This is a genomic window from Mycolicibacterium sp. CBM1 (assembly GCF_054073305.1).
Genome location: NZ_JBSXPP010000006.1, coordinates 252,769 through 279,213, shown reverse-complemented (window position 1 = coordinate 279,213; position 26,445 = coordinate 252,769). Strand labels below are relative to the sequence as shown.

The 26,445-nt window shown below is 68.1% G+C and carries 22 protein-coding genes and 2 tRNA genes; 16 read left to right on the top strand and 8 right to left on the bottom strand.

Annotated elements, in window-relative coordinates:
* Window positions 1–20: 20 nt before the first annotated feature.
* Entirely contained in the window at window positions 21–437 is a 417-nt protein-coding gene (locus tag ACXDF8_RS11190; RefSeq protein WP_457223302.1) for a PH domain-containing protein, read from the bottom strand.
* 243 nt (window positions 438–680) lie between these two features.
* Between ACXDF8_RS11190 and ACXDF8_RS11185 the strand changes: the two genes are divergently transcribed.
* From ACXDF8_RS11185 to ACXDF8_RS11170, 4 genes are all read left to right on the top strand, one after another.
* Window positions 681–2,564 (top strand): acetolactate synthase large subunit, encoded by a 1,884-nt coding sequence (locus ACXDF8_RS11185; RefSeq protein ID WP_457223301.1) that lies wholly within the window; start codon window positions 681–683, stop codon window positions 2,562–2,564.
* Window positions 2,564–3,076 (top strand): acetolactate synthase small subunit, encoded by a 513-nt coding sequence (ilvN, locus tag ACXDF8_RS11180; protein ID WP_457223300.1) that lies wholly within the window; start codon window positions 2,564–2,566, stop codon window positions 3,074–3,076. Before ACXDF8_RS11185 ends, ilvN begins: the two co-directional genes overlap by 1 nt.
* 50 nt (window positions 3,077–3,126) lie before the next feature.
* Window positions 3,127–4,128, top strand: a complete 1,002-nt coding sequence (gene ilvC, locus ACXDF8_RS11175; RefSeq protein ID WP_457223380.1) for a ketol-acid reductoisomerase — start codon at window positions 3,127–3,129, stop codon at window positions 4,126–4,128.
* 225 nt (window positions 4,129–4,353) lie between these two features.
* Entirely contained in the window at window positions 4,354–6,636 is a 2,283-nt protein-coding gene (locus ACXDF8_RS11170) for a PecA family PE domain-processing aspartic protease (protein WP_457223299.1), read from the top strand.
* Between the two features lie 24 nt (window positions 6,637–6,660).
* On the opposite strand, the gene ACXDF8_RS11165 is transcribed toward ACXDF8_RS11170, so the two are convergent.
* Entirely contained in the window at window positions 6,661–8,088 is a 1,428-nt protein-coding gene (locus ACXDF8_RS11165; protein WP_457223298.1) for a phytoene desaturase family protein, read from the bottom strand.
* Window positions 8,089–8,153: 65 nt separating this feature from the next.
* Here ACXDF8_RS11165 and serA point away from each other — a divergent pair, with 65 nt between their 5' ends.
* Together serA and ACXDF8_RS11155 are read left to right on the top strand one after the other, a co-directional pair.
* On the top strand, window positions 8,154–9,740 hold the full coding sequence (serA, locus tag ACXDF8_RS11160; protein WP_457223297.1) for a phosphoglycerate dehydrogenase: 1,587 nt from the start codon (window positions 8,154–8,156) through the stop codon (window positions 9,738–9,740).
* Window positions 9,737–10,747, top strand: coding sequence for a 3-isopropylmalate dehydrogenase (locus ACXDF8_RS11155; RefSeq protein WP_457223296.1), 1,011 nt, complete (start codon window positions 9,737–9,739; stop codon window positions 10,745–10,747). The genes serA and ACXDF8_RS11155 overlap by 4 nt, the downstream gene beginning before the upstream one ends.
* Here the strand turns inward: ACXDF8_RS11155 and ACXDF8_RS11150 are convergent.
* Window positions 10,744–11,946, bottom strand: coding sequence for an MFS transporter (locus ACXDF8_RS11150; RefSeq protein WP_457223295.1), 1,203 nt, complete (start codon window positions 11,944–11,946; stop codon window positions 10,744–10,746). The two genes, ACXDF8_RS11155 and ACXDF8_RS11150, sit on opposite strands and share 4 nt — an antisense overlap.
* Before the next feature lie 105 nt (window positions 11,947–12,051).
* On the opposite strand from ACXDF8_RS11150, the gene ACXDF8_RS11145 reads away from it, so the two are divergent.
* From ACXDF8_RS11145 to ACXDF8_RS11130, 4 genes are all read left to right on the top strand, one after another.
* Complete coding sequence (locus ACXDF8_RS11145) at window positions 12,052–12,828, top strand: fumarylacetoacetate hydrolase family protein (RefSeq protein WP_457223294.1); 777 nt, start codon at window positions 12,052–12,054, stop codon at window positions 12,826–12,828.
* A complete protein-coding gene (gene gltX, locus ACXDF8_RS11140) occupies window positions 12,828–14,303 on the top strand; it encodes a glutamate--tRNA ligase (protein ID WP_457223293.1) in 1,476 nt (491 codons plus the stop codon). Before ACXDF8_RS11145 ends, gltX begins: the two co-directional genes overlap by 1 nt.
* A 114-nt stretch (window positions 14,304–14,417) precedes the next feature.
* A tRNA-Gln gene (locus ACXDF8_RS11135) sits at window positions 14,418–14,489 on the top strand.
* A 94-nt stretch (window positions 14,490–14,583) separates the two neighbouring features.
* Window positions 14,584–14,659, top strand: a tRNA-Glu gene (locus ACXDF8_RS11130).
* A 222-nt stretch (window positions 14,660–14,881) separates the two neighbouring features.
* On the opposite strand, the gene ACXDF8_RS11125 is transcribed toward ACXDF8_RS11130, so the two are convergent.
* A complete protein-coding gene (locus ACXDF8_RS11125; RefSeq protein ID WP_457223292.1) occupies window positions 14,882–15,379 on the bottom strand; it encodes a pyridoxamine 5'-phosphate oxidase family protein in 498 nt (165 codons plus the stop codon).
* 42 nt (window positions 15,380–15,421) lie between these two features.
* A complete protein-coding gene (locus ACXDF8_RS11120) occupies window positions 15,422–16,123 on the bottom strand; it encodes an IclR family transcriptional regulator (protein ID WP_457223291.1) in 702 nt (233 codons plus the stop codon).
* A 74-nt stretch (window positions 16,124–16,197) separates the two neighbouring features.
* On the opposite strand from ACXDF8_RS11120, the gene leuC reads away from it, so the two are divergent.
* From leuC to ACXDF8_RS11105, 3 genes are all read left to right on the top strand, one after another.
* On the top strand, window positions 16,198–17,631 hold the full coding sequence (leuC, locus tag ACXDF8_RS11115) for a 3-isopropylmalate dehydratase large subunit (protein WP_457223290.1): 1,434 nt from the start codon (window positions 16,198–16,200) through the stop codon (window positions 17,629–17,631).
* 18 nt (window positions 17,632–17,649) lie between these two features.
* Window positions 17,650–18,246 (top strand): 3-isopropylmalate dehydratase small subunit, encoded by a 597-nt coding sequence (gene leuD / locus ACXDF8_RS11110; RefSeq protein WP_457223289.1) that lies wholly within the window; start codon window positions 17,650–17,652, stop codon window positions 18,244–18,246.
* Between the two features lie 199 nt (window positions 18,247–18,445).
* Window positions 18,446–19,045 carry an HU family DNA-binding protein gene (locus ACXDF8_RS11105; RefSeq protein ID WP_457223288.1) on the top strand — a complete coding sequence of 200 codons (600 nt, stop codon included), beginning with the start codon at window positions 18,446–18,448 and terminating at the stop codon, window positions 19,043–19,045.
* A gap of 73 nt (window positions 19,046–19,118) precedes the next feature.
* Here the strand turns inward: ACXDF8_RS11105 and mutT1 are convergent, their stop codons facing one another.
* The 3 genes from mutT1 to cofC form a co-directional block, all read right to left on the bottom strand.
* Window positions 19,119–20,084, bottom strand: coding sequence for an 8-oxo-(d)GTP phosphatase MutT1 (gene mutT1 / locus ACXDF8_RS11100; protein ID WP_457223287.1), 966 nt, complete (start codon window positions 20,082–20,084; stop codon window positions 19,119–19,121).
* 68 nt (window positions 20,085–20,152) lie between these two features.
* On the bottom strand, window positions 20,153–22,324 hold the full coding sequence (locus tag ACXDF8_RS11095) for an RNA degradosome polyphosphate kinase (RefSeq protein WP_457223286.1): 2,172 nt from the start codon (window positions 22,322–22,324) through the stop codon (window positions 20,153–20,155).
* Window positions 22,325–22,391: 67 nt separating this feature from the next.
* A complete protein-coding gene (gene cofC, locus ACXDF8_RS11090) occupies window positions 22,392–23,027 on the bottom strand; it encodes a 2-phospho-L-lactate guanylyltransferase (protein WP_457223285.1) in 636 nt (211 codons plus the stop codon).
* 102 nt (window positions 23,028–23,129) lie between these two features.
* Here cofC and ACXDF8_RS11085 point away from each other — a divergent pair, with 102 nt between their 5' ends.
* The 3 genes from ACXDF8_RS11085 (at window position 23,130) to ACXDF8_RS11075 (ending at window position 26,443) form a co-directional block, all read left to right on the top strand.
* Window positions 23,130–24,110, top strand: coding sequence for an NAD(P)H-dependent glycerol-3-phosphate dehydrogenase (locus ACXDF8_RS11085; protein WP_457223379.1), 981 nt, complete (start codon window positions 23,130–23,132; stop codon window positions 24,108–24,110).
* Window positions 24,111–24,117: 7 nt separating this feature from the next.
* A complete protein-coding gene (locus ACXDF8_RS11080) occupies window positions 24,118–25,227 on the top strand; it encodes a cystathionine gamma-lyase (protein ID WP_457223284.1) in 1,110 nt (369 codons plus the stop codon).
* 79 nt (window positions 25,228–25,306) lie between these two features.
* Window positions 25,307–26,443: a D-alanine--D-alanine ligase family protein gene (locus ACXDF8_RS11075; protein ID WP_457223378.1), complete on the top strand. Its 1,137-nt coding sequence runs from the start codon at window positions 25,307–25,309 to the stop codon at window positions 26,441–26,443.
* Window positions 26,444–26,445 lie beyond the last annotated feature (2 nt).

The following is a 26,445-nucleotide window of genomic DNA, read 5'->3' as shown; positions in this document are numbered from 1 at the left end:
CTCCGGCGTTCATCGGCAGCTCACTGATACGGGTTGGGCACCCGTCCGCCGCTGGCCGCGGCCAGCGTGGGCAGCGTCGCGAAGGTCACCGCGGGAAGCAGCAGCTCGGAGCCGTCGAGCAGGTGGGCATGCGCCCAGGTACTGCGGTCGAAACGCAATCCGTCGATGTCCTGCCAGGACACCGTCCGGCTGCCGAGGAACGTCCGGGCGGTCAGCCCGTCCTGGTCGGCCACCGTGCGCAGCCGCATGATCGCCACCGAAGCCAGCACCGGGAGCACCAAGACCACCGCCGCCCAGACCGGAAAAACCGGGATCAGCGCCAGCAGGCACAGCGCCACGAATCCCGACGCGAAATGGGCCATCGGCGACATCCGGATCACCACCGGCTTCCGGTTCCGAGTGGTGGCCGAGGAGTCGGGTGCGCGCCGCGATGACATACCTGCATCATCCCATCACCGGTCAGGTACCCGGGATTTGACGCCTGAGCTGTGCGGAGGCTACCGTCGCAGGTTATGAAGACCGGCGGAATGCTCGTAGTAATTGGCCAGCGCGTTGGTGCCGCGCTTGCCCCGACCCGGGTATAGCCACACGCACCAGCGCGCAACCCTCGTACAGCCGCCGAAGCTGACGGGGGTTTTTTCTTGCCCGAAGAAACGAACAGCACCGTAAAGGACGACACCGTGAGCGCACCCACCACGCGACCACCCGAGCCAACGGCGGCCACCGCGCCGGCCAATGGCGGCGGAGCCGCACCGCAGATCGCAGGCACGACCGGCGCCGCCAGGCGCGTCGCCCCCCAGCAGCTCACGGGCGCCCAGGCGGTAGTCCGCTCCCTCGAAGAACTCGGCGTCGACACCATCTTCGGCATCCCCGGCGGCGCCGTGCTGCCGGTCTACGACCCGCTGTTCGACTCCACCAAACTGCGTCACGTCCTGGTTCGCCACGAGCAGGGTGCCGGCCACGCGGCCAGCGGTTATGCCCATGCCACCGGCAAAGTCGGCGTCATGATGGCCACCTCCGGCCCCGGCGCCACCAACCTGGTCACCCCGCTGGCCGACGCCCAGATGGACTCCATCCCGGTTGTGGCCATCACCGGGCAGGTCGGACGCAGCCTGATCGGCACCGACGCCTTCCAGGAGGCCGACATCTCCGGCATCACCATGCCGATCACCAAACACAACTTCCTGGTCCGCAACGGTGATGACATCGCCAGGGTGATCGCCGAGGCGTTCCACATCGCCTCCACCGGACGCCCCGGCGCGGTGCTCGTCGATATCCCCAAGGACATCCTGCAGGCGCAGTGCACCTTCGCCTGGCCGCCGCAGATCGACCTGCCGGGCTACAAGCCCAACACCAAGCCGCACAGCCGGCAGGTGCGCGAGGCCGCCAAGCTGATCGCCGAAGCGCGCAAGCCGGTGCTCTACGTCGGTGGCGGCGTCATCCGCGGAGATGCCAACGCGGAGTTGCTGGACCTGGCCGAGCTGACCGGCATCCCGGTGGTCACCACGCTGATGGCCCGCGGCGCGTTCCCAGACAGCCACCCGCAGAACCTGGGCATGCCGGGCATGCACGGCACCGTCGCGGCGGTGGCGGCCCTGCAGCGCAGCGATCTGCTGATCGCCCTGGGCGCGCGCTTCGACGACCGGGTGACCGGCAAGCTGGACTCCTTCGCCCCCGAGGCCAAGGTCATCCACGTCGACATCGACCCCGCCGAGATCGGCAAGAACCGCCATGCCGACGTCCCGATCGTCGGTGACGTGAAACTGGCGATCGTGGAGCTGATCGAGGCGCTGCGCAAGCTCGGCGGCGGGCAGGAGCGGAACAACTCCCAGGCCAACCTGGACAGCTGGTGGGAGTACCTCTCCGGGATCCGGGCCACCTATCCGTTGAGCTACAACCCACAGCGTGACGGCAGCCTGAGCCCGGAGTACGTCATCTCCCAGCTGGGCAAGATCGCTGGGCCCGACGCCATCTACGTCGCCGGAGTGGGTCAGCACCAAATGTGGGCCGCGCAGTTCATCTCGTACGAGAAACCGCGCACCTGGCTCAACTCGGGCGGCCTGGGCACCATGGGATTTGCGGTGCCCGCGGCGATGGGCGCCAAGATGGGCAGTCCCGAGACCGAGGTCTGGGCCATCGACGGCGACGGCTGTTTCCAGATGACCAACCAGGAGCTGGCCACTTGTGCCATCGAAGGGGTGCCGATCAAGGTTGCGCTGATCAACAACGGCAACTTGGGCATGGTGCGGCAATGGCAGACGCTGTTCTACGAGGAGCGCTACAGCCAGACCGACCTGTCCACCCACAGCCACCGCATCCCGGACTTCGTCAAGCTTGCCGAGGCGCTCGGATGCGTCGGATTGCGTTGTGAGCGTGAAGAAGACGTGATCGACGTCATCAACCAGGCGCGGGCCATCAACGACCGGCCGGTGGTGATCGACTTCATCGTCGGCGCCGACGCGCAGGTGTGGCCGATGGTCGCCGCCGGCTGCGGCAACGACGAGATCATGGCAGCGCGCAACATCCGGCCGCTGTTCGACGAGAACGAGGAGGGTCGGGCCTGATGGCGGGAAATCCTGTCACCCATACGCTTTCGGTGCTCGTCGAGGACAAACCGGGTGTCCTGGCCCGGGTGGCCGCACTGTTCTCCCGGCGCGGCTTCAACATCGAGTCGCTGGCGGTCGGAGCCACCGAGCAGAAGAACATGTCCCGGATGACGATCGTCGTCACCGCCGAGGAGACCCCGCTCGAACAGATCACCAAGCAGCTCAACAAGCTGATCAACGTGATCAAGATCGTCGAGCAGGACGGCGAGAACTCGGTGGCCCGCGAACTGGCGCTGATCAAGGTGCGCGCCGATGCCGGCACCCGTAGTCAGGTGATCGAGGCCGTGAACCTGTTCCGCGCCAAGGTCATCGACGTCTCCACCGAGTCGCTGACCGTAGAGGCCACCGGCACCCCGGAGAAGCTCGAAGCGCTGCTGCGGGTTCTCGAGCCCTACGGCATCCGCGAGATTGTGCAATCCGGCGTGGTGTCACTGTCGCGCGGGCCGCGCGGGATGACGAACAACAAGTAGAAAACCCCGTAATAACCAACCAGAAGGAAAGTTCAATCGTGTCAGTTGAGATGTTCTACGACGACGACGCCGACCTGTCGATCATCCAGGGCCGCAAGGTCGGCGTGATCGGTTACGGCAGCCAGGGCCACGCTCATTCGCTGAGCCTGCGCGATTCCGGCGTCCAGGTGAAGGTCGGGCTCAAGGAAGGCTCCAAGTCGCGCGAGAAGGTCACCGAACAGGGCCTCGAGGTCGACACCCCCGCGAACGTGGTCGCCTGGGCCGACGTGATCATGCTGCTCGCGCCCGACACCGCCCAGGCCGAGATCTTCCGCAACGACATCGAGCCGAACCTGGAAGCCGGCAACGCGCTGTTCTTCGGTCACGGATTGAACATCCACTTCGGGCTGATCAAGCCGCCGGCCGACGTGACCATCGGCATGGTCGCCCCCAAGGGGCCCGGCCACCTGGTGCGCCGGCAATTCGTCGACGGCAAGGGTGTGCCTTGCCTAATCGCCATCGAGCAGGACCCCACTGGTGAAGGTCAGGCGCTGGCGCTGTCCTACGCCAAGGGCATCGGCGGCACCCGCGCCGGCGTCATCAAGACCACTTTCAAGGACGAGACCGAGACCGACCTGTTCGGCGAGCAGGCCGTGTTGTGCGGCGGCACCGAGGAATTGGTCAAGACTGGCTTCGACGTCATGGTCGAAGCTGGCTACGCCCCCGAGCTGGCCTACTTCGAGGTGCTGCACGAGCTCAAGTTGATCGTCGACCTGATGTACGAGGGTGGCATCGCCCGGATGAACTACTCGGTGTCCGACACCGCGGAGTTCGGCGGCTACCTGTCCGGCCCGCGGGTCATCGACGCCGATACCAAGAAGCGGATGAAGGACATCCTCTCCGACATCCAGGACGGCACCTTCGTCAAGCGGCTGGTGGCCAATGTCGAAGGCGGAAACAAGGAACTCGAGTCGCTGCGCAAGCAGAACGCCGAGCACCCCATCGAGATCACCGGCAAGAAGCTGCGCGACCTGATGAGCTGGGTCGACCGGCCGATCACCGAAACCGCCTGACACCAGGCGCGTCTGGAACAACGAGCCGAAGCCACGCAGGAACTCTCCTGCGTGGCTTTGGTTTTGGACCGATCGTCGGTTTCCAAGCGATGGCCGTGGCGCCACGCTGGCGGAACGCGAATGTGACGCCGAGTCGACGACGTCGAATCATGACTGTACCGGCGCTCTTGGTTGTAGTCTCTGCGCTCAGAGTCGGTGCCGCCGACGGGGTGTGGGGGAGTCACTGTGCGGGTTGCAGATTCCGTTGAGCTGGTTCCGGGTAAGCCGAGCGCGGTCGCGAGCCGCGCCGGGATCGGATGTGCGCGCTACCTCGGGTGGGCCGGTGCGCTGACGGTCGCGCTGGGAGCCGCGGTCGTGTCGCTGTCCACGCCGGCAGCCGCCGACACCGGCGCGACAGCCACGGGCGGCAAGGCGTCTGCCGGTGCGTCGTCGGCCCGAACTTCTGCTGCGCACCGCGCTGCTCCCGCCCACCGCGCAACGCGCGCAGCGGTATTCACCGCATCACCGGTGCCGCGTGCGGGTTCGGCTCGTCCCGGGGTCGTCGCCGGTACCGGGGTTTCGGCCGCTTCCCCGACAGCGAAGTCCGTCCAGCAGTTGGTCGGCACCTTGGTCGGCAACGGTACCGCCGCTCATCCGAATGCCGGCCTGCTGATCGGCAACGGCTACAGCTGGACCGCGGAGACCTGCAATCAAGGTGGGCCGTGCACCGGTGGACGGTCCGGTCTGCTGTGGGGCAACGGCGGCAGCGGCTATGCCGGGGGTAACGGCGGCTCGGCGGGCCTGCTGGGCTCCGGAGGGGCCGGCGGTGCGGGCGTCGACGGTCGTGCCGGCGGCAATGGCGGCCGCGGCGGTCTGCTCGCGGGCAACGGCGGCTCCGGAGGAGCCGGCGGGGCGGTCACCGGCACCGGCCTGGTCGGCGGCGCTGGCGGTACCGGTGGTGACACTGGCCTGTTCTCGATTCTGGGCGTCGCCGGAGACGGCGGCGAGGGGGGCGCCGCGGCCGGCAACTACGGATTCGGCGGAGCCGGCGGCGCGGGCGGCAGCACGGGTCTGTTCTCGGTGTTCGGCTGGGCCGGTGCGGGCGGTGACGGCGGCGCGGCCACGGGCTACGACGGGTTCGGGGGCGCGGGCGGCAGCGGCGGCCAGGCGGGCGCGCTGTCGATCGCGAACGGTGGCGCCGGTGGCACCGGCGGTGCCGGGCCGCGTGCGGGTGGTGGCGCCGGTAGTGGCGGCGCGGCCGGGCTGATCGGTGCCGGCGGTGCGGGGGGCGCCGGCGGCTGGGGTGCGCCCGGTGGGACCGGCGGTGCCGGTGGCGTGTTCTTCGGTGACGGCGGTGCCGGCGGAGCCGGTGGGGCCGGTGGGGCCGGTGGTGCCGGTGGCAGTGCCGCAGTGATCGGCAACGGTGGCACGGGCGGAACCGGTGGGGCCGGGGCAGCCGGTGGCGCCGGCGGAGCCGCCGGTGTGTTCCTCGGCAACGGCGGTAGCGGTGGCGCCGGGGGAGTGTCCGCGCCCGGCGGTCCTGGAGGAAGCGGAGGTCTGTTCGGGAGGGACGGATCCGCGGGAGCCGCGGGTGGCGCGCCGACGATCAAGTTGACCTACGATGACACCGTCGACTTCGCGACAGTTCACTTCAAGGTCAACGGCACAGAGTTGAAGGACGTCGAAATCGATACCGGCTCAGCAGGTCTCGTCGTTCCGATCACCAAGTTGGACAGTGCCTCGCTGGGACCGACGCTCGGCGTCACAGGGATGATCCAGTACGCAACGTGGGGACGCTTCTACTACACCGTCTATGCAGCCTCGCTCAACTTCGGCGACGGGATGGTGACTGCCGGCACCCCGATCGCGGTCGTCGACTACATCGAGGAGAAGCAGACCGACGGCACGTGGGAGCCGGTTCCGCGATCAGAGTGGGACCAACCGAAATACGCCAGTGCCCTCGCCCCGACGATGGGCGTCGGCCCCTACACCGGAGCTGACATCTCCAGCCCGGTGCTGACACTTCCGGGTGGACTCGGTCAGGGGTTGCTGATCGACATGCCCGCCAGCCAGCTCACCTTCGGTGCAAACCCGTTGCCGAAGTCCACCAGCGTGCCCGGCTGGTTCTATACGAAGCTGTCGGTCGTGGTCACCTATGACGGGGTGTCGGTGACCACCCATGACGCCACCGCCACCATCGACAGCGGCGGTATCGGCGGCGGCGTCTCGGCCAGCATGCTGCCGCCCACCATTACCGGCCTCGCCGATTATGACTCTCTGCCCGCCGGAACCGTCATCGAAGTCTTCACCCCCGATGGCTCGACCCTCCTGTACCAGACGACGGTGACCACCCTCCAGGTGGCAGAGGGTGACTCGCCCGAGTTATGGCCGACCAGCCTGGGCTTCAACACCGGCATCATCCCGTTCCTGCAAGGACCGATCTACTTCTCGTACACGCCCGCCTACGTGCCGAATCCCGATGACTTTTATGGCGGCACTACGTACTTCGGTCTCGAATCGACCGCATAGACCCTGAGCGGGGCGGCGCTGCGACTAGGGCCGAAGCGCCGGCAGCGGCAGCCCGAACTCGCGGCGCAGCACGGTTCGTGCGGCGTAGTAGCCACACATCCCGTGCACGCCGGTTCCCGGCGGAGTGGCCGACGAACACAGGTACGCCCGCGGAATCGGGGTGGTCCAGGGGTTCCACCGCAGGGTGGGCCCGATCATCGCCGCGAACAGGGTGGCCCCGCCGACGATGATGTCCCCGCCGATGTAGTTGGCGTTGTGTGCCGGCATCTCGGCCGCCGGCACACAGCGCGCGGCGAGAACCAGATCGCGGAATCCCGGGGCGGCCTTCTCGAAGACGGCGGTGATCGTCTCGGTCAGGTCTGCGGTCGAATTCGCCGGAACGTGGGCGTAGGTCCACAGCGGACGGCGCCCCGCCTCGTCGATGCGGGACGGATCGCACAGGTGCGGTAATGCCGCCAGCGTCATCGGCCACTCGGCGTGCCGCCCGGCGGCGATCTCGTTCTCCGAGTGCGCCATCTGGGCCCTACTGCCACCCATGTGCAGGGTGGGCGAGTTCGCCATCCGTTCGTCGCGCCACGGGATCTCACCGGAGAGCACGAAGTCGACCTTGCAGACTCCCGCGCCGTAACGGTAGCGGCGCAGCGCCGCGGCGTACCGGTCCGGCACCCGAGGCCCGTAGATGTCCAACAGCGCAGTCGGTGCGGTGTCGTAGAGCACCACCCCTGCGGGCGGTTCCTGGACCGGCTCACCGACCACGAGTTCGCCGCCGTGCGCCTGCAGGTCGGCCAGCAGCGCGTCGACGATGACCTGGCTGCCGCCGATCGGCACCGGCCAGCCCGCGGTGTGCGCCACGGTGCCCAGCATGATTCCGGCCCCGCTGTTCACCGGGGACGGCATCGTCGAAATGGCATGCGTCCCAACGCCGGTGAACAACGCGCGGGCATCCTCGCCTTGCAACATTCCCCACGCTGGGCTGCCCTGCGCCAGCACCCGCAGGCCGGAGCGCACGGTGGTCGGCAGATCCGGCGGTACGGATCGCTTGTCGCCGAGGAAGAACCCGAGGACGCCGTCGGGGTGTTCGGCCAGCGGGCCGAACAGCCGCCGCCATGATCTGCCGTGGGACAGTTCGGCGCAGGTGCGCTCCAGCGAGCGGTAGGCGATCGCGGCGGGCCGGCCGGGCAGCGGGTTGGCGTAGGAAATCTCCGGGATCGCGAACTGCACGCCGCGGGCCCGCAGGTCGAACTCGGCGAAGAACGGCGAGGCCAACGCCAGTGGATGCACGGCCGAGCAGACGTCGTGGCGGATGTCGGGGTATTCGGGATCGGCGGCAGTGCGGGCCCCGCCGCCGAACGTCGGCTGACCCTCCACCACTTGGACCGCCAGCCCCGCGCGTGCGCAGATGACGGCCGCCGCGAGGCCGTTGGGACCGCTGCCGACGACGGTGACGTCCACCCGTCCAGTAGACCGCATAGCAGCCGCCGGTCGTGCGGCGGGCGGCACACATTAGGCTGACCGGCGTGAATCTGCCTGTTGTGTTGATTGCAGACAAACTTGCCGAATCGACCGTCGCCGCGCTGGGCGACCAGGTCGAGGTGCGTTGGGTCGACGGACCGGACCGGCCCAAGCTGCTGGCCGCCGTCGCCGGCGCCGACGCCCTGCTGGTGCGCTCGGCCACCACCGTCGACGCCGAGGTGATCGCCGCCGCGCCGAAACTGAAGATCGTCGCCCGCGCCGGTGTCGGCCTGGACAACGTCGACGTCGACGCGGCCACCGCCGCCGGGGTGCTCGTCGTCAACGCCCCCACGTCCAACATCCACAGCGCCGCCGAGCATGCGCTGGCCCTCATGCTGGCCGCGGCCCGGCAGATCCCGGCCGCCGACGCCACCCTGCGCGCACATACCTGGAAGCGCTCGTCGTTCAACGGCACCGAGATCTTCGGCAAGACCGTCGGCGTCGTCGGCCTCGGCCGCATCGGACAGCTCGTGGCCCAGCGGCTGGCCGCGTTCGGCACCCATGTCATCGCCTACGACCCCTATGTCCCGGCGGCCAGGGCCGCCCAGCTCGGGATCGAACTGCTGCCGCTCGACGAATTGCTGCCCCGCGCCGACTTCATCTCGGTGCACCTGCCCAAGACCCCGGAGACCGCGGGCCTGCTGGGCAAGGAGGCGCTGGCCAAGACCAAGCCCGGCGTGATCATCGTCAACGCCGCACGCGGCGGGTTGATCGACGAGCAGGCGCTAGCCGACGCGATCACCAGCGGGCACGTTCGCGGCGCCGGGCTCGACGTGTTCTCGACCGAACCATGCACCGACAGCCCGCTCTTCGAACTGCCGCAGGTGGTCGTCACCCCGCACCTAGGCGCCTCCACCACCGAGGCGCAGGACCGGGCGGGCACCGACGTCGCGGCGAGCGTCAAGCTGGCCCTGGCCGGCGAATTCGTCCCGGACGCGGTCAACGTCGGTGCCGGTGCGGTCAGCGAGGAGGTGGCACCGTGGCTGGACCTGGCCCGCAAGCTGGGTCTGCTGGTCGGGATGCTCTCGACCGGTGCGGCAACCAGTCTCTCGGTGCGGGTATGCGGTGAGCTTGCCTCCGAAGACGTTGAGGTGCTGAAACTTTCGGCGTTGCGCGGCTTCTTCTCCACGGTCACCGACCAGCAGGTGACGTTCGTCAACGCACCCAACCTGGCCGCCGAGCGGGGGCTGAACAGCGAACTGAGCACGGCCACCGAAAGCCCCAACCACCGCAGCCTTGTCGACGTCCGCGTCGTCGGGCCCGACGGCTCGGCGACCAACGTCTCGGGCACCCTGTCCGGGCCTGCGCAGGTCGAGAAGATCGTCCAGATCAACGGCCGCAACTTCGATCTGCGGGCCCGCGGCGTGAATCTGGTGCTGCACTACACCGATCAGCCCGGCGCCCTGGGCAAGATCGGTACCCTGCTGGGCAACGCCGGCGTCAACATCCTGGCCGCCCAGCTCAGTCAGGACACCAGCGGAGAGGCCGCGACGGTCATGCTTCGGCTGGATCGTGATGTACCCGAGGACGTCCGCGCCGCGATCGGTGCGGCCGTAGAGGCGACGACGCTGGAAGTGGTGGACCTGTCGTGAAATTGGCGGTGATCGCGGGCGACGGCATCGGCCCGGAAGTGATCGGCGAAGCGCTGCAGGTGCTCGACGTGGTGCTGCCCGGGGTGGACAAGACCGAGTACGACCTTGGCGCCCGCCGCTACCACGCCACCGGTGAGCTACTCACTGCGGAGACCATCGAGGAACTCCGGGGCTACGACGCGATCCTGCTCGGTGCGATCGGCGATCCATCGGTGCCCAGCGGCATCCTGGAACGCGGCCTACTGCTCAAGCTGCGATTTGCCCTCGACCACCACGTCAACCTGCGTCCGGGACGGCTCTATCCGGGCGTCGACAGCCCGCTGTCCGGGGTCACCGGCATCGACTTCGTCGTCGTGCGCGAAGGCACCGAGGGCCCCTACACCGGTAACGGCGGCGCGCTGCGCGTCGGCACACCCCACGAGGTGGCGACCGAGGTCAGCGTCAACACCGCGTTCGGTGTCGAGCGGGTGGTGCGCGATGCGTTTACCCGCGCGCAGTCGCGGCGCAAACACCTGACGCTGGTGCACAAAACCAACGTGCTGACCTTCGCGGGCAGCCTGTGGTCACGGGTGGTGGCCGAGGTCGGGACGGAGTTCCCCGATGTCGAGGTCGCCTATCAGCACATCGACGCCGCGACCATCCACATGGTCACCGATCCCGGACGTTTCGACGTCATCGTCACCGACAACCTGTTCGGCGACATCATCACCGACCTGTCCGCCGCGGTCTGCGGTGGCATCGGCCTGGCTGCCAGTGGGAACATCGACGCGACGCGCACCAATCCGTCGATGTTCGAACCGGTTCACGGCAGCGCGCCCGATATCGCCGGGCAGGGGATCGCCGATCCGACGGCGGCGGTGATGTCGGTGGCGCTGCTGCTCGGTCATCTGGGCGAGGACGCCGCAGCCGGCAGGGTCGACAAGGCGGTGGCCCAGCACCTGGCCACCCGTGGCGACGCGACGCTGTCGACCCGCGAGGTCGGCGACCGGATCCGCGCCGCGCTCTAGCCTCGGCTCGGCTCGGTGGCTGCCGACGGCTCGACCGGCACCAGTGGCAGTGCGATGAGCGGGAACAGCGCGCACACGGCGAAAGCCACCGGGTAGCCCAGCACCCCGATCAGCGCTCCGAACAGCGGTGGGGTCAGCCCCGCGGTGAGTAGCTGGCTGGTGTTCTGCGCGCCGAGTGCGCGCCCGCTCCAAAACGGTCCGGCGATCTCGGCGATGGCGGTGAACGCCAGACCGTTGTCGCTGACGGTGATCACCGACGCCGCGATGATCACCGCGATGGACAGCGGGGAGTGCAACGCATCCAGTGCCGCCAGCGCCGCCATGGACGCCGCGGCGGCGACGGCGATCAGGCGGATCGGCCGCAACCGCGAGCCCATCCAATCCGACCACCGCCCGGCCGCGATGCGGCCCAGCGCCCCGAGTACCTGGGCGCTCATGACCAGCACGCCGGCCGACTGCGCCGACCAGCCGCGGTCGGCGATCAGCCACACCAGCGTGAAGGTCCACACCACACATTGGGGCACCACCAGCAGCACCGAAACCGCATGGATGCGCCACAGCACGGGTGAGCCGCGGTAGGGGTTGGCCAGGTGTTCGGCCGGCGCGTCGGCGCGCGGGGGCCGGGGCGGATCGATCACCCCGACGGCGCACACCAGTGCGGCCACCACGCACGTGATCGCCGGGAACAACAGCGCGGACCCCACGCCGTGTGCCTGAGCCAGGCGGGGGATGACCAGGGCGCCGACGGCGACGCCCAACGGCTGGGCGGTCTGGCGAATCCCCATCACCAGCCCACGCTGGTGCGGGGGAAACCAGCCGACGACCAAGCGCCCGCTGGCGGAATTGCTGCTGGCGGCGGCCATTCCGCCGATCAGGAGGAAAACACCGACCAGGATCAGTGAATGCATCGCCGCAGCGGCGAACGCTGCCGCAGCGGTCAACGCCGAGCCGAGGGCCAGTACGAGGCGCTCGCCGACGCGGTCCACCACGTAACCCCAGGCGATCAACGTCACCACCATGCCGAAGCTCGGCATCGCCGACACCAGAGCGGCTTTGGCGAGATCCAGGCCCATCGTGGTGTGCAGAGTGGGGATGAGGAAGGCGGCACCGTTGATGAAGACGTTGGCGGACAACGTCGCGAACAAGCCGATGGCGAGCATCGACCAGCGCCGCACGGTGCTCAGCGTATCGACGGCCATTCCCCGATGATTCCACGCCATCCCAGGATGCTGAATTGTGATCCCACATTGTGAGAGCGGCGGGCGCTGCCGGCCCACCGGCCCGCGGATATTAGGCTGTGACGAATGCGCCTGGGTCGAATCGCCAGCCCCGATGGGGTCGCTTTTGTCAGCATCGAGGGGGATTCCGGAAGCGAGATCGTCCGCGAGATCGCCGAGCACCCCTTCGGCTCCCCGACCTTCACCGGCCGCAGCTGGCCGCTGGCCGACGTCCGGCTGCTGGCCCCAATCCTGGCCAGCAAGGTCGTCTGCATGGGCAAGAATTACCAGGCTCACATCGATGAGATGGGCGGCGAAGCTCCCGAGGACCCGGTCATCTTCCTCAAGCCCAACACCGCGATCATCGGGCCGGGGGCGACGATCCAGTTGCCGGCCAACGCCTCGCCGGTCCACCACGAAGGGGAGCTGGCGGTGGTGATCGGCCGCCCGTGCAAGGACGTGCCTGCCGCCCGGGCCGCCGAGAACATCCTGGGTTACACGATCGCCAACGACGTCTCAGCGCGTGATCAGCAGAAGGCCGACGGGCAGTGGATGCGCGCCAAGGGTCACGACACCTTCTGTCCGGTCGGCCCCTGGATCGTCACCGACCTCGACCCGTCGGATCTGGAAATCCGCACCGAGGTCAACGGCGAGGTGCGCCAGCTCAGCCGAACCTCGTTGATGATCCACGACATCGGCGCCATCATCGAGTGGATCTCGGCGGTGATGACGCTGCTGCCTGGCGATCTCATCCTCACCGGCACCCCCGAAGGCGTCGGACCCATCGAGCACGGTGACACCGTCAGCGTCAGCGTCGAGGGCATCGGGACGCTGACCAACCCCGTCATCCGGAAGGGCAACTGATGACCGCGGCCAGCGACTCGGTGCGGGTGCGCTTCTGCCCGTCGCCGACCGGTATCCCGCATGTCGGCATGGTGCGCACGGCGCTGTTCAACTGGGCCTACGCGCGCCACACCGGCGGCACCTTCGTCTTCCGGATTGAGGACACCGATGCCCAGCGTGATTCCGAGGAGAGCTACGCCGCTCTGCTCGAGGCGCTGCGCTGGCTGGGGCTGGACTGGGACGAGGGCCCCGAAGTCGGTGGGCCGCACGGGCCTTACCGGCAGTCTCAGCGCACCGACATCTACCGCGACGTGGTGGACCGACTGGTGGCGGCGGGGGAGGCCTACCCTGCCTACTCCACCCCGGAGGAGGTCGAGGCGCGTCACCTCGCCGCGGGGCGCAATCCCAAATTGGGGTACGACAATTACGATCGCGACCTGACCGACGAGCAGCGCGCTGCCTACGCCGCCGAGGGCCGCAAAGCGGTGCTGCGGCTGCGGATGCCCGACGAGGACATCAGCTGGCACGACCTGGTTCGCGGTACGACGACGTTCGCTGCCGGGACGGTGCCGGATTTCGCGCTGACCCGTGCCACCGGAGAGCCGTTGTACACCTTGGTCAATCCGGTCGACGACGCGCTGATGAAGATCACCCACGTGCTGCGCGGGGAGGACCTGCTGCCGTCGACCCCGCGTCAGATCGCGCTGTACCAGGCGCTGATGCGTATTGGCGTGGCCGACCGGGTGCCCGAATTCGCCCATCTGCCACCCGTTTTGGGTGAAGGCACCAAGAAGTTGTCCAAGCGTGACCCGGAATCCAACCTTTTCCTGCACCGCGAGCGCGGCTTCCTGCCCGAGGGCCTGCTGAACTATCTGGCGCTGCTCGGCTGGGGGATTGCCGAGGACCGCGACATCTTCAACCTCGATGAGATGGTCGCCGCCTTCGACGTCGTCGACGTCAACTCCAACCCGGCGCGATTCGACCAGAAGAAGGCCGACGCGATCAACGCCGAACACATCCGCCGCCTCGACGAGGCCGAATTCACCACGCGGCTCGCGGACTACTTCCGCGCCCACGGCCACGACACCGGTCTCGACGACGCCGGCTTTGCCGTCGCCGCCCAGCTGGTGCAGACGCGCATCGTGGTGCTCTCCGACGCCTGGGGGCTGCTGAAGTTCTTCGACGACGACGCCTACGAGCTGGACCCCAAGGCGGCCGCCAAGGAACTCGGTCCGGACTCCGCACCGGTACTCGAGGCGGCGATCGCCGCCCTGGAGGGGGCCGAGTGGACAGTGTCCGGCATCGAGGAGGCGCTCAAGGCCGCGTTGCTCGAGGGTCTCGAGCTCAAGCCGCGCAAAGCCTTCGGCCCGATCCGGGTCGCGGCGACCGGTGCCACCATCAGCCCGCCGTTGTTCGAGTCTCTGGAGCTGCTCGGACGGGAGCGCAGCCTGCACCGGCTGCGTGCCGCGCGCGAGCAGGCCGGGGTGGCGGAATAGACCACCGGAAATCTTTGGTAGTGTGCTCGTCGGCCCGCAACCCACGGCCAGAGCGCGCAGAGTCCCTCGCTTCACTGGGATGAAAGCCTCTGACCAGCGGTTATAGGCAGCCAATGGGGTATGGTGTAATTGGCAACACAGCTGATTCTGGTTCAGCCATTCTAGGTTCGAGTCCTGGTACCCCAGCACTTTGTCGGTACGGAGCGCAATTTCGTCGGTGCAGCGCTCTGAGCTATGCTGGCAAACCGGTGCGTCGCGAGACGCGCCACAGTTTGGTTCTGGCCCCGTCGTCTAGCGGCCTAGGACGCCGCCCTCTCACGGCGGTAGCGTGGGTTCGAATCCCATCGGGGCTACCAACGGAATCGCCCGGTCATTGACCGGGCGATTCGTCGTTGTGGCCCCTGTGCACGTCGGAACTGGTCGCACCACAGTCCAGCACGGTCCATAGGGCGCGACACCGGTGCCGGCGCAGGACCGCTGTCGGCGGCGCTACTGCGGCACGGAACGCTGGCATTCACCGGTGCGGACCATCGCCAGCGGCGGGCTTCGGCCAGCGCCCCGCGCCGGCCCGCCGGTGTTCACTGCTGCGGAGCGGTGGAACCGGCCAGTGGCATCGCCGGCAGGCCCAGCTTGCCGTGATCCCAGGACCGGGTGCGATGGGCGACGATGCGGACCGCCACCCGCTTGTTCATCATCATGTCGACGGCCGGCTTGAGATCGTCGGTGTAAGGCCCGTTGTAGCGCTCCCAGACGCTGACGCCGACCTTGAAGATGGTGTCGGGGTCGTCGACGATCTCGCCGACACCCTCGAACGAGACGCCGCGCAGCGTGTCATAGGTCATGCCGCCCTCGATGAGAAAGCTCACCCGCGGGTCGCGCCGAAGGTTGACCGCCTTCTGGGACTTGGCTTTCGTCTCGATCCAGATCTCGCCGTCGAGGACGCCGTACCACATCGCGACGAGGTGCGGTTGGCCGTCGGGACCGACGGTCGCCATGGTGCCGGTGCGGCTGGACGCCACGAAATCGGCGATCTCGGCCTCGCTCATAACAATCTGGTTGCGTTGATTGGTTCCCATGTCGTCAGTTTGGCAGGCCGGCCGGCGCTGCTGTCGCGCGGATCACAGCCGCCGGGTGAGCGCCTCGGAGGCGGCGAGCAGGTCGGCTGCCCAACGCGCACCGGGCCGTCGGCCCATCCGGTCGATGGGCCCCGAGACGGACACCGCGGCGATGACCGCGCCGTTGCGGTCGCGGACCGGAGCCGAGACACTCGCCACGCCCGGTTCACGTTCGGCGGCACTCTGCGCCCAGCCCCGTTTGCGAACCTCGGCCAGCGTGCGTTCGGTGAATTTCGCCTCGGGTAGCACCGCCTGTTGGGTGGCGGCGTCGCTGTGGGCGAGTAAGACTTTGGCGCCCGATCCGGCTGTCATCGGCAGCCGGGTGCCGACGGGCACGGTATCGCGAAGCCCTGCAGGTGGTTCCAGGGCGGCCACGCAGATGCGGGTGCTGCCCTCGCGGCGGTAGAGCTGGACGCTCTCCCCGGTGATCTCCCGCAGCCTGGGCAGCACCGCCGCGCCCGCCGCCAGCAGCGGGTCGTTGACCTGAGCGGCCAATTCGGTGATGGCCGGGCCGAGCCGCCAGCGTCCCGCGCTGTCGCGGGCCAGCAGACGGTGGACTTCCAGACCCGCCGCGAGCCGGTGCGCGGTGGCCCGCGGCAGCCCGGTGCGCTCACAGAGTTCGGCCAGCCCGCAGGGGGACTCGGCGATCGAGTGCAGTACGCACATGGCTTTGTCGAGCACGCCGATGCCGCTATCCTGTCTCATATCGAGATACTAACTTCCCGGAATGTGAGATATCTAGATTCACGTCCGGGGGTCGACGAACGAATCGAGACACCATGGCCCAGCCCGCCAAACCCAGAACCCTGCCCGAGAAGGTGTGGGATGACCATGTCGTGGCCGCCGGCGCCGGGAGCGGCGCGGGTCGCGAGCCCGATCTGATCTACATCGATCTGCACCTCGTCCACGAGGTCACCAGCCCTCAGGCCTTCGACGGACTGCGGTTGGCCGGCCGGCCGGTGCACCGTCCAGACCTGACCATCGCCACCGAGGACCACAACGTGCCGACGGTCGACATCGACAAGCCGATCGCCGATCCGATCTCGCGCACCCAGGTGGAGACGTTGCGGCGCAACTGCGCCGAGTTCGGCGTTCGGCTGCACCCGATGGGCGACGCCGAACAGGGCATCGTGCACGTGATGGGTCCGCAGCTCGGGCTGACCCAGCCGGGGATGACCATCGTTTGTGGTGACAGTCACACGTCCACGCACGGCGCCTTCGGCGCGCTGGCGATGGGTATCGGCACCTCCGAGGTCGAGCATGTGCTTGCCACTCAGACACTTCCGCTGCGGCCGTTCAAGACGATGGCGGTCAACGTTGACGGCGCGCTGCCCGCCGGCGTGAGCGCCAAGGACATCATCTTGGCGGTCATCGCCAAGATCGGTACCGGTGGCGGCCAGGGCTACGTCATCGAATATCGCGGCAGCACCATCGAATCGCTGTCGATGGAGGGCCGCATGACGATCTGCAACATGAGCATCGAGGCCGGCGCCCGCGCCGGCATGGTGGCGCCCGACGAGACGACCTATGAATATCTGCGTGGCCGGCAGTACGCGCCGAAGGGTGCGGACTGGGACGCGGCCGTGGCCGCATGGGAGGCGCTCAAGACCGACGAGGGGTCGGAGTTCGACACCGAGGTCTACATCGATGCGACCACGCTGACCCCGTTCGTGACGTGGGGGACCAACCCCGGACAGGGTGTGCCGCTGGGTGATGCGGTGCCCGATCCGGAGTTGATGACCAGCGATTCCGAGCGCCAGTCCGCCGAGAAGGCGTTGACCTACATGGGCCTTCGTGCGGGCACTCCGATGCGCGAGATCCCGGTGGACGCCGTGTTCGTCGGGTCCTGCACCAACGGCAGGATCGAAGACTTGCGGGTGGTGGCTGACGTCCTGCGCGGCCGCAAGGTCGCCGACGGCGTGCGGATGCTAGTCGTGCCCGGCTCGATGCGGGTGCGCGCCCAGGCCGAATCCGAAGGGCTGGGTGAGATCTTCACCACCGCCGGTGCGGAATGGCGTCAGGCGGGATGCTCGATGTGCCTGGGGATGAATCCCGATCAGCTTGCGGTCGGGGAGCGCTGCGCCTCGACGTCGAACCGAAATTTCGAAGGCCGTCAGGGCAAAGGCGGCCGGACCCACCTGGTCTCGCCGGCGGTCGCAGCGGCCACCGCGGTGCGCGGAACGCTGTCCTCACCTGCCGATCTCGACAACTGACCTGCTAAGGAGAACGCCATGGAGGCATTCCACACCCACACCGGCATCGGGGTTCCGCTTCGCCGCTCCAATGTCGACACCGATCAGATCATTCCGGCGGTGTACCTGAAGCGGGTCACCCGAACGGGTTTCGAGGACGGACTGTTTGCCGCCTGGCGCACGGATCCTTCCTTCGTGCTCAATCTGAGCCCCTTCGACCGGGGTTCGGTATTGGTCGCCGGACCGGATTTCGGCACCGGGTCGTCCCGCGAGCATGCGGTCTGGGCACTGATGGACTACGGATTCCGGGTTGTCATCTCGTCCCGATTCGCCGACATCTTTCGCGGCAACGCGGGCAAGGCCGGGCTTCTGGCCGCCGAAGTCGCCCAAGACGATGTCGAACTGCTGTGGAAGCTGATCGAGCAGAATCCGGGCCTGGAAATCACTGTGAATCTTCAAGATCGCAATATCACTGCGGGAACGGTAGTGGTGCCGTTCACGATTGACGATTACACCGCGTGGAGGCTGCTCGAAGGACTCGACGATATTGGCCTTACGCTGCGGAAACGTTCCGAGATTGAGGCTTTCGAGGCGGCCCGGCCGAGTTGGAAGCCGCGCATTTCGCTGACCTCCTGAAAGGGTCGGAACGCCGAATTCCCGCCCTGAATGGGGGGTTCGGGCCCCGGTGTATCACCGCCCTAGGGCGGCAAGCGGATTGCTGAAATCCACCTAAGTCGTGCCTGAAATTGGGCGTGGCTCTTGGAAATCTGCAGCACAAGGGTTTACCGTGTTCTGCAGTCGGTCCAAAGTGGACCACTGGCCGCGGAGGAATTGAATGAACAAAGCAGAGCTCATCGACGTACTCACGGAGAAATTGGGCTCAGATCGTCGGCAGGCAACCCTGGCTGTGGAGAACGTCGTCGACACCATTGTGCGCGCAGTGCACAAGGGCGACAGCGTGACGATCACCGGGTTCGGCGTTTTCGAGCAGCGGCGTCGTGCCGCCCGTGTTGCGCGCAACCCGCGCACCGGCGAAACCGTCAAGGTGAAGCCGACTTCCGTTCCCGCTTTCCGTCCCGGCGCCCAGTTCAAGGCCGTCGTCTCCGGTGCGCAGAAGCTTCCGGCTGAAGGTCCGGCCGTCAAGCGCGGCGCTGTCGCCGGCCCGGTCAAGAAGGCCGCCGCCAAGAAGGCCGTCCGCAAGGCGGTCGTGAAGAAGGCCCCGGCCAAGGCCCCGGTCAAGAAGGCCGCTCCGGTCAAGAAGGCTGCGCCCGCCAAGAAGGCCGCTCCGGTCAAGAAGGCTGCGCCCGCCAAGAAGGCCGCTCCGGTCAAGAAGGCTGCGCCCGCCAAGAAGGCCGCTCCGGTCAAGAAGGCTGCGCCCGCCAAGAAGGCCGCTCCGGCCAAGAAGGCTGCCCCCGCCAAGAAGGGCCGCCGCTAAATCACCGTGTCGAATGCGCCGCGGGCCCAGTGCCCGCGGCGTATTCGCGTGTGAGGGCCCGGTTCGGGTGCGGTCACGCTTTGGTGGCCAACGCACTGTCGATGTAGTCGGCGGCCAGAATCCGGCCGTCGTGCAATGACAACACCCACGTGCTGCCTTTGCGATTGCGTGACTTGTCCGGCTTGCCGGAGTCGCGCCACCAAGCCAGCAGGTAGGGAATCACCTTGCCCTGCGTGCAGATCACGGGTGTGCCGCCCCGCCCGGCGATTTCAGCCACCCGAGCATGCGCGGCCGCGGGATCCACCGCATAGGCCTCTTCGGTCAGGCTCGATTCCGTCGAGATTCTGACGCCCAGCTCCTGTGCCAGCGGTTCCACGGTCTGGATACAGCGGGCGCGATCGGCGGCATAGATGTCGGTGGCCCCGAACGCCATCAGCTGTCCGGCCAACGACTCGGCTTGCGCGCGGCCGTTCTTGTCCAGCGGCCGGCTGCGGTCGTCCCCGCGGTAGCGGGACTTCAGCCCCGCGGTGCCGTGCCGAACGATCAGGACGGTCTGGGTGTCGGCGGGGTGGGCGGCGAAGGCCGCCAGCACGTTCCGGTCATGAGGATAGGTAAGGGATTTCGCGACATCAGCGGCGCGCTGCCACTCCAGCCGGTCCACTTCGTCGCCGGGGGTGAACTCGCCGCCCAACGCCCGGGCCACCCAGTAGTGGACCGTCTTGTGGCCCTGCGGAACCGAATAGTGCGTCTGGATCAGCCGACGGCCGAGGTGGGCCCGTTGACCGGTCTCCTCCCATATCTCGCGCACCGCGGCCACCGGTTCGTTCTCACCGGGGTCGACTTTGCCCTTCGGCAGCGACCAGTCGTCGTACCGCGGCCGGTGTATCACCGCCAGCAGCGGCTCGCCGGTCTCGGGATCGGGCCGCCACAGCGCGGCGCCGGCCGCTACCACCCGACGCGGCGCCGCTGTGGCCTTCTTGACCGAAACCTTCTTTGTCGATTTGGTCTTCGAGCGGTCAACTGACGCTCTCCTGGCCACCTCAACTCCTGCAGGTTAATTCGGGTCCACGCCGGGGCGGGGACTGGCGATCACTAGCGGGGGTGCACTCAGTGTTGGCGGTGAAGTTCCATCAACCACACCTGGTGGTCGCGCACCTGGCGGCCGTCCTGCGGCGCCGCCGTCCAATGGCCGTCGGACCCCAGCTCCCAGCATCGGGTCGACGGATCCATAGCCGACTCGAACACCTCGTCGAGATAGGAGGTGAGTCGCGGATCCTTCACCTGGGCCAGCACCTCGACCCGCCGGTCCAGATTGCGATGCATCATGTCGGCGCTGCCGATGAAGAACTCGTTGATCGCGTTGAAGTGGAAGACCCGCGAATGCTCCAGGAAGCGGCCGAGAATGGAGCGCACCACGATGTTCTCCGAGAAACCCTCGGCTCCGGGCTTGAGCGCGCAGATGCCGCGGACCACCACCTCGACGCGTACCCCGGCCTGTGAGGCGCGGTAGAGCGCGTCGATGACCTGTTCGTCGACAAGGGCGTTGGCCTTGAGCCTGATCCGCCCGTTGCCGCCTTGGCGGTGGGCGTCGATCTCGCGCTCGATGCGTTCGACGATTCCGCGGCGCACCCCGTACGGGGCGACCAGCAGATTGCGGTAGCCGAGTTTGCGCGAGTAGCCGGTGAGCGAGTTGAACAGGTCGGTCAGGTCGGCGCCGATGTCGGGGGCGGCGGTCAGCAGGCCGACATCTTCATAGAGGCGCGCGGTTTTGGGGTTGTAATTGCCGGTGCCGATGTGGCAATACCGGCGAATCGTCGAACCCTCTCGGCGCACCACCAGACACGTCTTGCAGTGCGTCTTCAGCCCAATCAGGCCGTAGACCACATGTACGCCCGCATCTTCCAGTGTGCGGGCCCATTTGATGTTGGCCTGTTCGTCGAAGCGCGCCTTGAGCTCGACGAGTGCAACCACCTGCTTACCGGCCTGGGCGGCGTCGATCAGCGCGTTGACGATCGGCGAGTCACCGGAGGTGCGGTACAGGGTTTGCTTGATGGCCAACACATCCGGGTCGGCGGCGGCCTGCTCGATGAAGCGCTGCACGCTGGTGGAGAACGAATCATAGGGGTGGTGCACCAGGACGTCACCGTCACGCAGCGTGGCGAAGATGCTCTTCGGAGTTTCGCGTTCACCGAAGGCGGGGTGGGTGGCCGGCACGAACGGGCGGTCTTTGAGCGCCGGGCGGTCGACGCCGTACACCTGCCACAGGCACGAAAGATCGAGCAGCCCCGGAACCTGCACCACGTCACCGGGATGGACGTCGAGCTCGCGCAGCAGAAGCTCGAGCATGTGCTCGGTCATGTCGTCGGCGACCTCGAGCCGGACCGGGGAACCGAAGCGGCGCCGGGCGAGTTCGCGTTCCAGTGCCTGGAGCAGGTCTTCGTCGCGGTCTTCCTCGACCTGCATGTCGGCGTTGCGGGTGATCCGGAAGACGTGGTGCTCCACGATGTCCATGCCGGGGAACAGCACCGGCAGGAACGCGGCGATGAGTTCCTCGGTCGGCAGGAAGCGGACCACGTCGGTATCGCCGTCGGTGCCCTTGAGTTTGACGAACCGATCGACGTTGTCGGGAACCTTGATGCGGGCGAAGTGCTCGCCGCCGTCGTCGGGCGATTTGACGGTGATCGCCAGGTTCAGGCTCAGGCCGCTGACGAAGGGGAAGGGATGGGCGGGGTCCACGGCCAATGGGGTGAGTACCGGGAAGACCTGCTCGTGGAAGTAGGTCGACAGCTCGCTGCGCTCGGTGTCGGTGAGCTCTGCCCAGTTGACGATGCGGATGCCCTCCTCGGCCAGTGCGGGGCGCACCGACTCGAGGAACACCTGGGCTTGCCGCAACGAGATCTGGCGAGTGCGTTCACCGATGCGGCGCAACTGCTCACGCGGGGACAGCCCGTCCGCCGAGCGGACCGACAGGCCCATCTCGTCGCGGCGCTTCAACCCGGCGACCCGGACCATGTAGAACTCGTCGAGATTGGAGGCGAAGATCGCCAGGAACTTCGCCCGCTCCAGCAACGGCAGGGACGTGTCGGCGGCCAGCGCGAGTACCCGGGAGTTGAAGTCCAACCAGCTCAACTCGCGGTTGAGGTACCGATTCTCGGGCAGCTCGTTGTCGACGGTGGTAGCCGTGGCCGCGGGCGGAGCCTCCGGCGCGGCGTCACCGGGCTGCCAGTCGTCGTCCGCGGATCGCGCTTCGGTTTCAGTCTCGGTCACATCTGCGATCATCCCTCATCGGTGGGGCGTGCGGTTGCCGGCGGCCGAAAGTCGACCGCCGTTCAGTCTTTGTTCACCATCAGTGTCGAGTGATTGCCCTGGTCGTCGCCGGGCCGACACCGAGCCGGCGGGCCGCTCGAAGGTCTTCCAGGGTGTCGATGTCGCACCGCAGGCCCGGCCAGACGCCGGTGAGTTCCACCGCGCCGGAATCGCGATGGCGGCGGGCCGAATCCTTGCCCAGCAACGGCTCCAGTGCAGCGCCGAACGCGAACAGCGCGGCCGTGCCGCTGGCGTGCCGGTCGGCCACGAAGCTGCGCCGGTATACGCGGGCCTGCGCCAGCGCCTCGTCCAGCTCAACAGATCGTAGTGCGGGTAGATCACCTTGCAGCACAACGGTATTCGGTGTTCGCCGCGTCACGGCTGCCGATGCGAACCGGACGGCGGTGTTCAGTGGGTCGGGGTCGGTGGCCGGTGTCGGGTCGGCGATCGCCTCGGCCCCGAGCTCACGGACCGCGGCCGCCGCGGTGTCGTCGGGGGTGATGACGGTGATCGACTGCACGGCATCGACCGCGCGGGCCGCGGCGATCGTGTCGATCAACATCGCGAGCACGACCTGCTCGCGGGTGTCCGACGAGAACACCGGCGCGAGCCGGGTCTTGGCGGCAGACAGGCGCTTGACCGCGATGATCACGCCGACATCGGCAGCGCCGCTCATGTACCTATCCTGCTCTGGCGGTGTCGGCAGACGCAAAATGCCCCGACCCAGCGGTGCGTTACGTTGATCAGCATGACCAGCTCGGTGGGAACTGCCGCGGTGATGGGTGCCGGAGCCTGGGGAACCGCCCTGGCCAAGGTGTTGGCCGACGCCGGCTCCGAGGTGCGGTTGTGGGCCCGCCGCGCCGAGGTGGCCGAGGAGATCAACACCACCCATCTCAATTCCCCCTACCTGCCCGATATCGCCCTGCCCGCGGCGATCCGCGCGACCACCGACCCGGCCGAAGCGCTCGACGGCATGACCACGGTGTTACTGGCCGTCCCGTCCCAGACCCTGCGGCCCAACCTCGAGCGCTGGCACGGTTTCCTCGCCCAGGGCGCCACGCTGGTCAGCCTCGCCAAGGGCATCGAACTGGGCAGCCTGATGCGGATGAGCCAGGTCATCGCCCAGGTGAGCGGGGTGGACCCCAGTCAGGTGGCGGTGGTCTCCGGACCCAACCTGGCCGCCGAGATCGCCGACGAGCAACCCGCCGCCACCGTGGTGGCCTGCACCGACTCCGGACGGGCCGTCGCCCTGCAGCGGGCGCTGAGCACCGGCTACTTCCGCCCGTATACCAACGCCGACGTCATCGGCACCGAGATCGGCGGGGCGTGCAAGAACGTCATCGCGCTGGCCTGTGGGATGGCCGCCGGGGTGGGCCTGGGGGAGAACACCGCCGCGGCGATCATCACCCGCGGGCTGGCCGAGATCATGCGTCTCGGAATCGCGGTGGGCGCCAAGTCGGCAACGCTGGCCGGACTGGCCGGTGTAGGTGACCTCGTCGCTACCTGCACCTCGCCGTATTCGCGCAACCGTAGCTTCGGTGAGCGACTCGGTCGCGGCGACACCATCCAGGCCGCGCAACAGGCCGCCGACGGACACGTGGCCGAGGGGGTCACCTCGTGCGAGTCGATCCTCGCCCTGGCGTCGAGCTACGACGTCGAGATGCCACTCACCGATGCGGTGCACCGGGTGTGCCACAAGGGTTTGTCGGTCGACCAGGCCGTCGTACTGCTACTCGGACGCAGTACCAAACCGGAGTGAGTGGCCGATGACCGAGCACTGGGGCGACTCCACCCGCGCCGTCAAGGCCGCGAGTTCCGAACCGGTTCCGGGCCAGCCGGTCGGTCCCGAACCCGTGCTGGTCTCGGCGTTTCACCTGTCCCCGGATGAGGGCAGCGAATCCGACACCTACGGCCGTAGCTCCAATCCCACCTGGCGCCGGCTCGAGTCCGCGTTGGCTGCGCTGGAAGACGCCGCCGCGGCACTCGTCTTCGGCTCCGGGATGGCGGCCATCACCGCAGCGCTGCGGGTGACCGCCGTACCCGGCTCGGTGCTCGTCGTGCCGGCCGACGGCTACTATCAGGTGCGTCGCTACGCGGCGGAAAAGCTTGCACCGCAAGGCATCAGCGTGATCGAGGCCAATGCCGAGGAGATCTGCGCGGCAGCCGAAGGCGCCGATGTGGTGCTGGCCGAGACGCCGACGAACCCCGCGCTGGACGTGGTGGACCTGCGCCGCCTAGCCGGCATCTGCCGCCGCCGCGGCGCGCGCCTGCTCGTCGACAACACCACCGCCACGCCCCTGGGGCAGCAGCCGCTGGCGCTGGGGGCCGACCTGGTGGTGGCCAGCGCCACCAAAGCCCTGGCCGGGCACAGTGATCTGCTCGCCGGATATGCCGCTGGCAGCGACCCCGAGCTGATGGCGGCCCTGGATCGGGAGCGCCTGCTGTCCGGGGGGATCCTCGGTGCGATGGAGGCCTGGCTGGTGTTGCGCAGCCTGGGCAGCGTCGGCCTGCGCGTCGAACGGCAGTGCCAGAACGCGCTCGCCCTGGCCACCGCCCTGCGCGGGCACCCGAGGGTACGCGCGGTGCGCTATCCGGGGCTGCCCGACGATCCGTCCCACCCGGTGGCGGCCGCCCAGATGCGCCGGTTTGGCGGACTGGTCTCGATCGAGCTGGCCGACGCGGCGGCGGTGCACGCCCTGGTGCGCGACAGCGAGCTGCTGGTCGCGGCGACCAGCTTCGGTGGACTGCACACCTCGGTGGATCGGCGGGCCCGGTGGGGAGACCCGGTGGCCGACGGCTTCGCCCGGATTTCGGCGGGTATCGAGGACACCGACGACCTGCTGGCCGACGTCCTCGCCGCCCTCGACGCGCCATGAGCGACGACGTGGCTGCTCACGGCGCCGGATCGTGGGGGCAGCGCCCGGGCTGTAGCCTCTCTAGGTTGTGACTTCCCGTCTGCCCTCCCACGACCCGGCGTCGCCGGAGCCGCGCGGCTCTCGCATCCGGGTCGCGGTCGTCTACGGAGGCCGCAGCTCCGAGCACGCGATCTCGTGTGTGTCGGCCGGCAGCATTCTGCGCAACCTGGACCCGCAACGGTTCGAGGTAGTCGCCGTCGGCATCACCCCGGAAGGCTCCTGGGTGCTCGGCGACGGCCGCCCCGAGACCCTGGCCATCACCGATCGAAAGCTGCCGCAGGTCACCGGCGAGTCGGGCACCGCACTGGTGTTGTCCGCCGACCCGCTGCGGCGCGGTGAACTGGTGTCGCTGGGTCAGTCGGCCGACGAAGTGCTGGCGGCGGTCGACGTGGTGTTCCCGATCCTGCACGGCCCCTACGGGGAGGACGGCACCATCCAGGGGTTGCTCGAGCTGGCCGGCGTGCCCTATGTGGGCGCGGGTGTCTTCGCCAGCGCGGCGGGCATGGACAAGGAATTCACCAAGAAGCTCCTGGCGGCGGACGGACTGCCGATCGGCGACCACGTGGTGCTGCGACCGCGATGCCCCGGACTGACGCTGGATGAGATTGAACGCCTTGGCTTTCCGATGTTCGTCAAACCAGCGCGCGGCGGCTCGTCGATCGGGGTCAGCCGGGTCGGCAGCGCCGACGAGTTGCCGGCCGCCATCGCCGCCGCCCGCAGCCACGATCCGAAGGTCATCGTCGAGGCGGCCGTCCCGGGCCGCGAACTCGAGTGCGGGGTGCTGGAATTCCCGGACGGGTCGGTGCAGGCCAGTGCGATCGGTGAGATCCGCGTCGCCGGGCTGCCGGGGCAGGTGGACGGCTTCTACGACTTCGCCACCAAGTACCTCGACGACGGCGCCGAACTCGATGTGCCGGCCCAGATCGACGACGACGTCGCGGATGAGTTGCGCCGCTTGGCAATCCGCACCTTCAAGGCGCTGGACTGCCAAGGGCTGGCCCGCGTCGACTTCTTCTTGACCGAGGACGGCCCGGTGGTGAACGAAATCAACACCATGCCGGGCTTCACCACGATCTCGATGTACCCGCGGATGTGGGCCGCCAGCGGAGTGGACTACCCGACACTGGTGGCGACGATGGTCGAGACCGCACTGGCGCGCGGTACCGGTCTGCGCTGAGC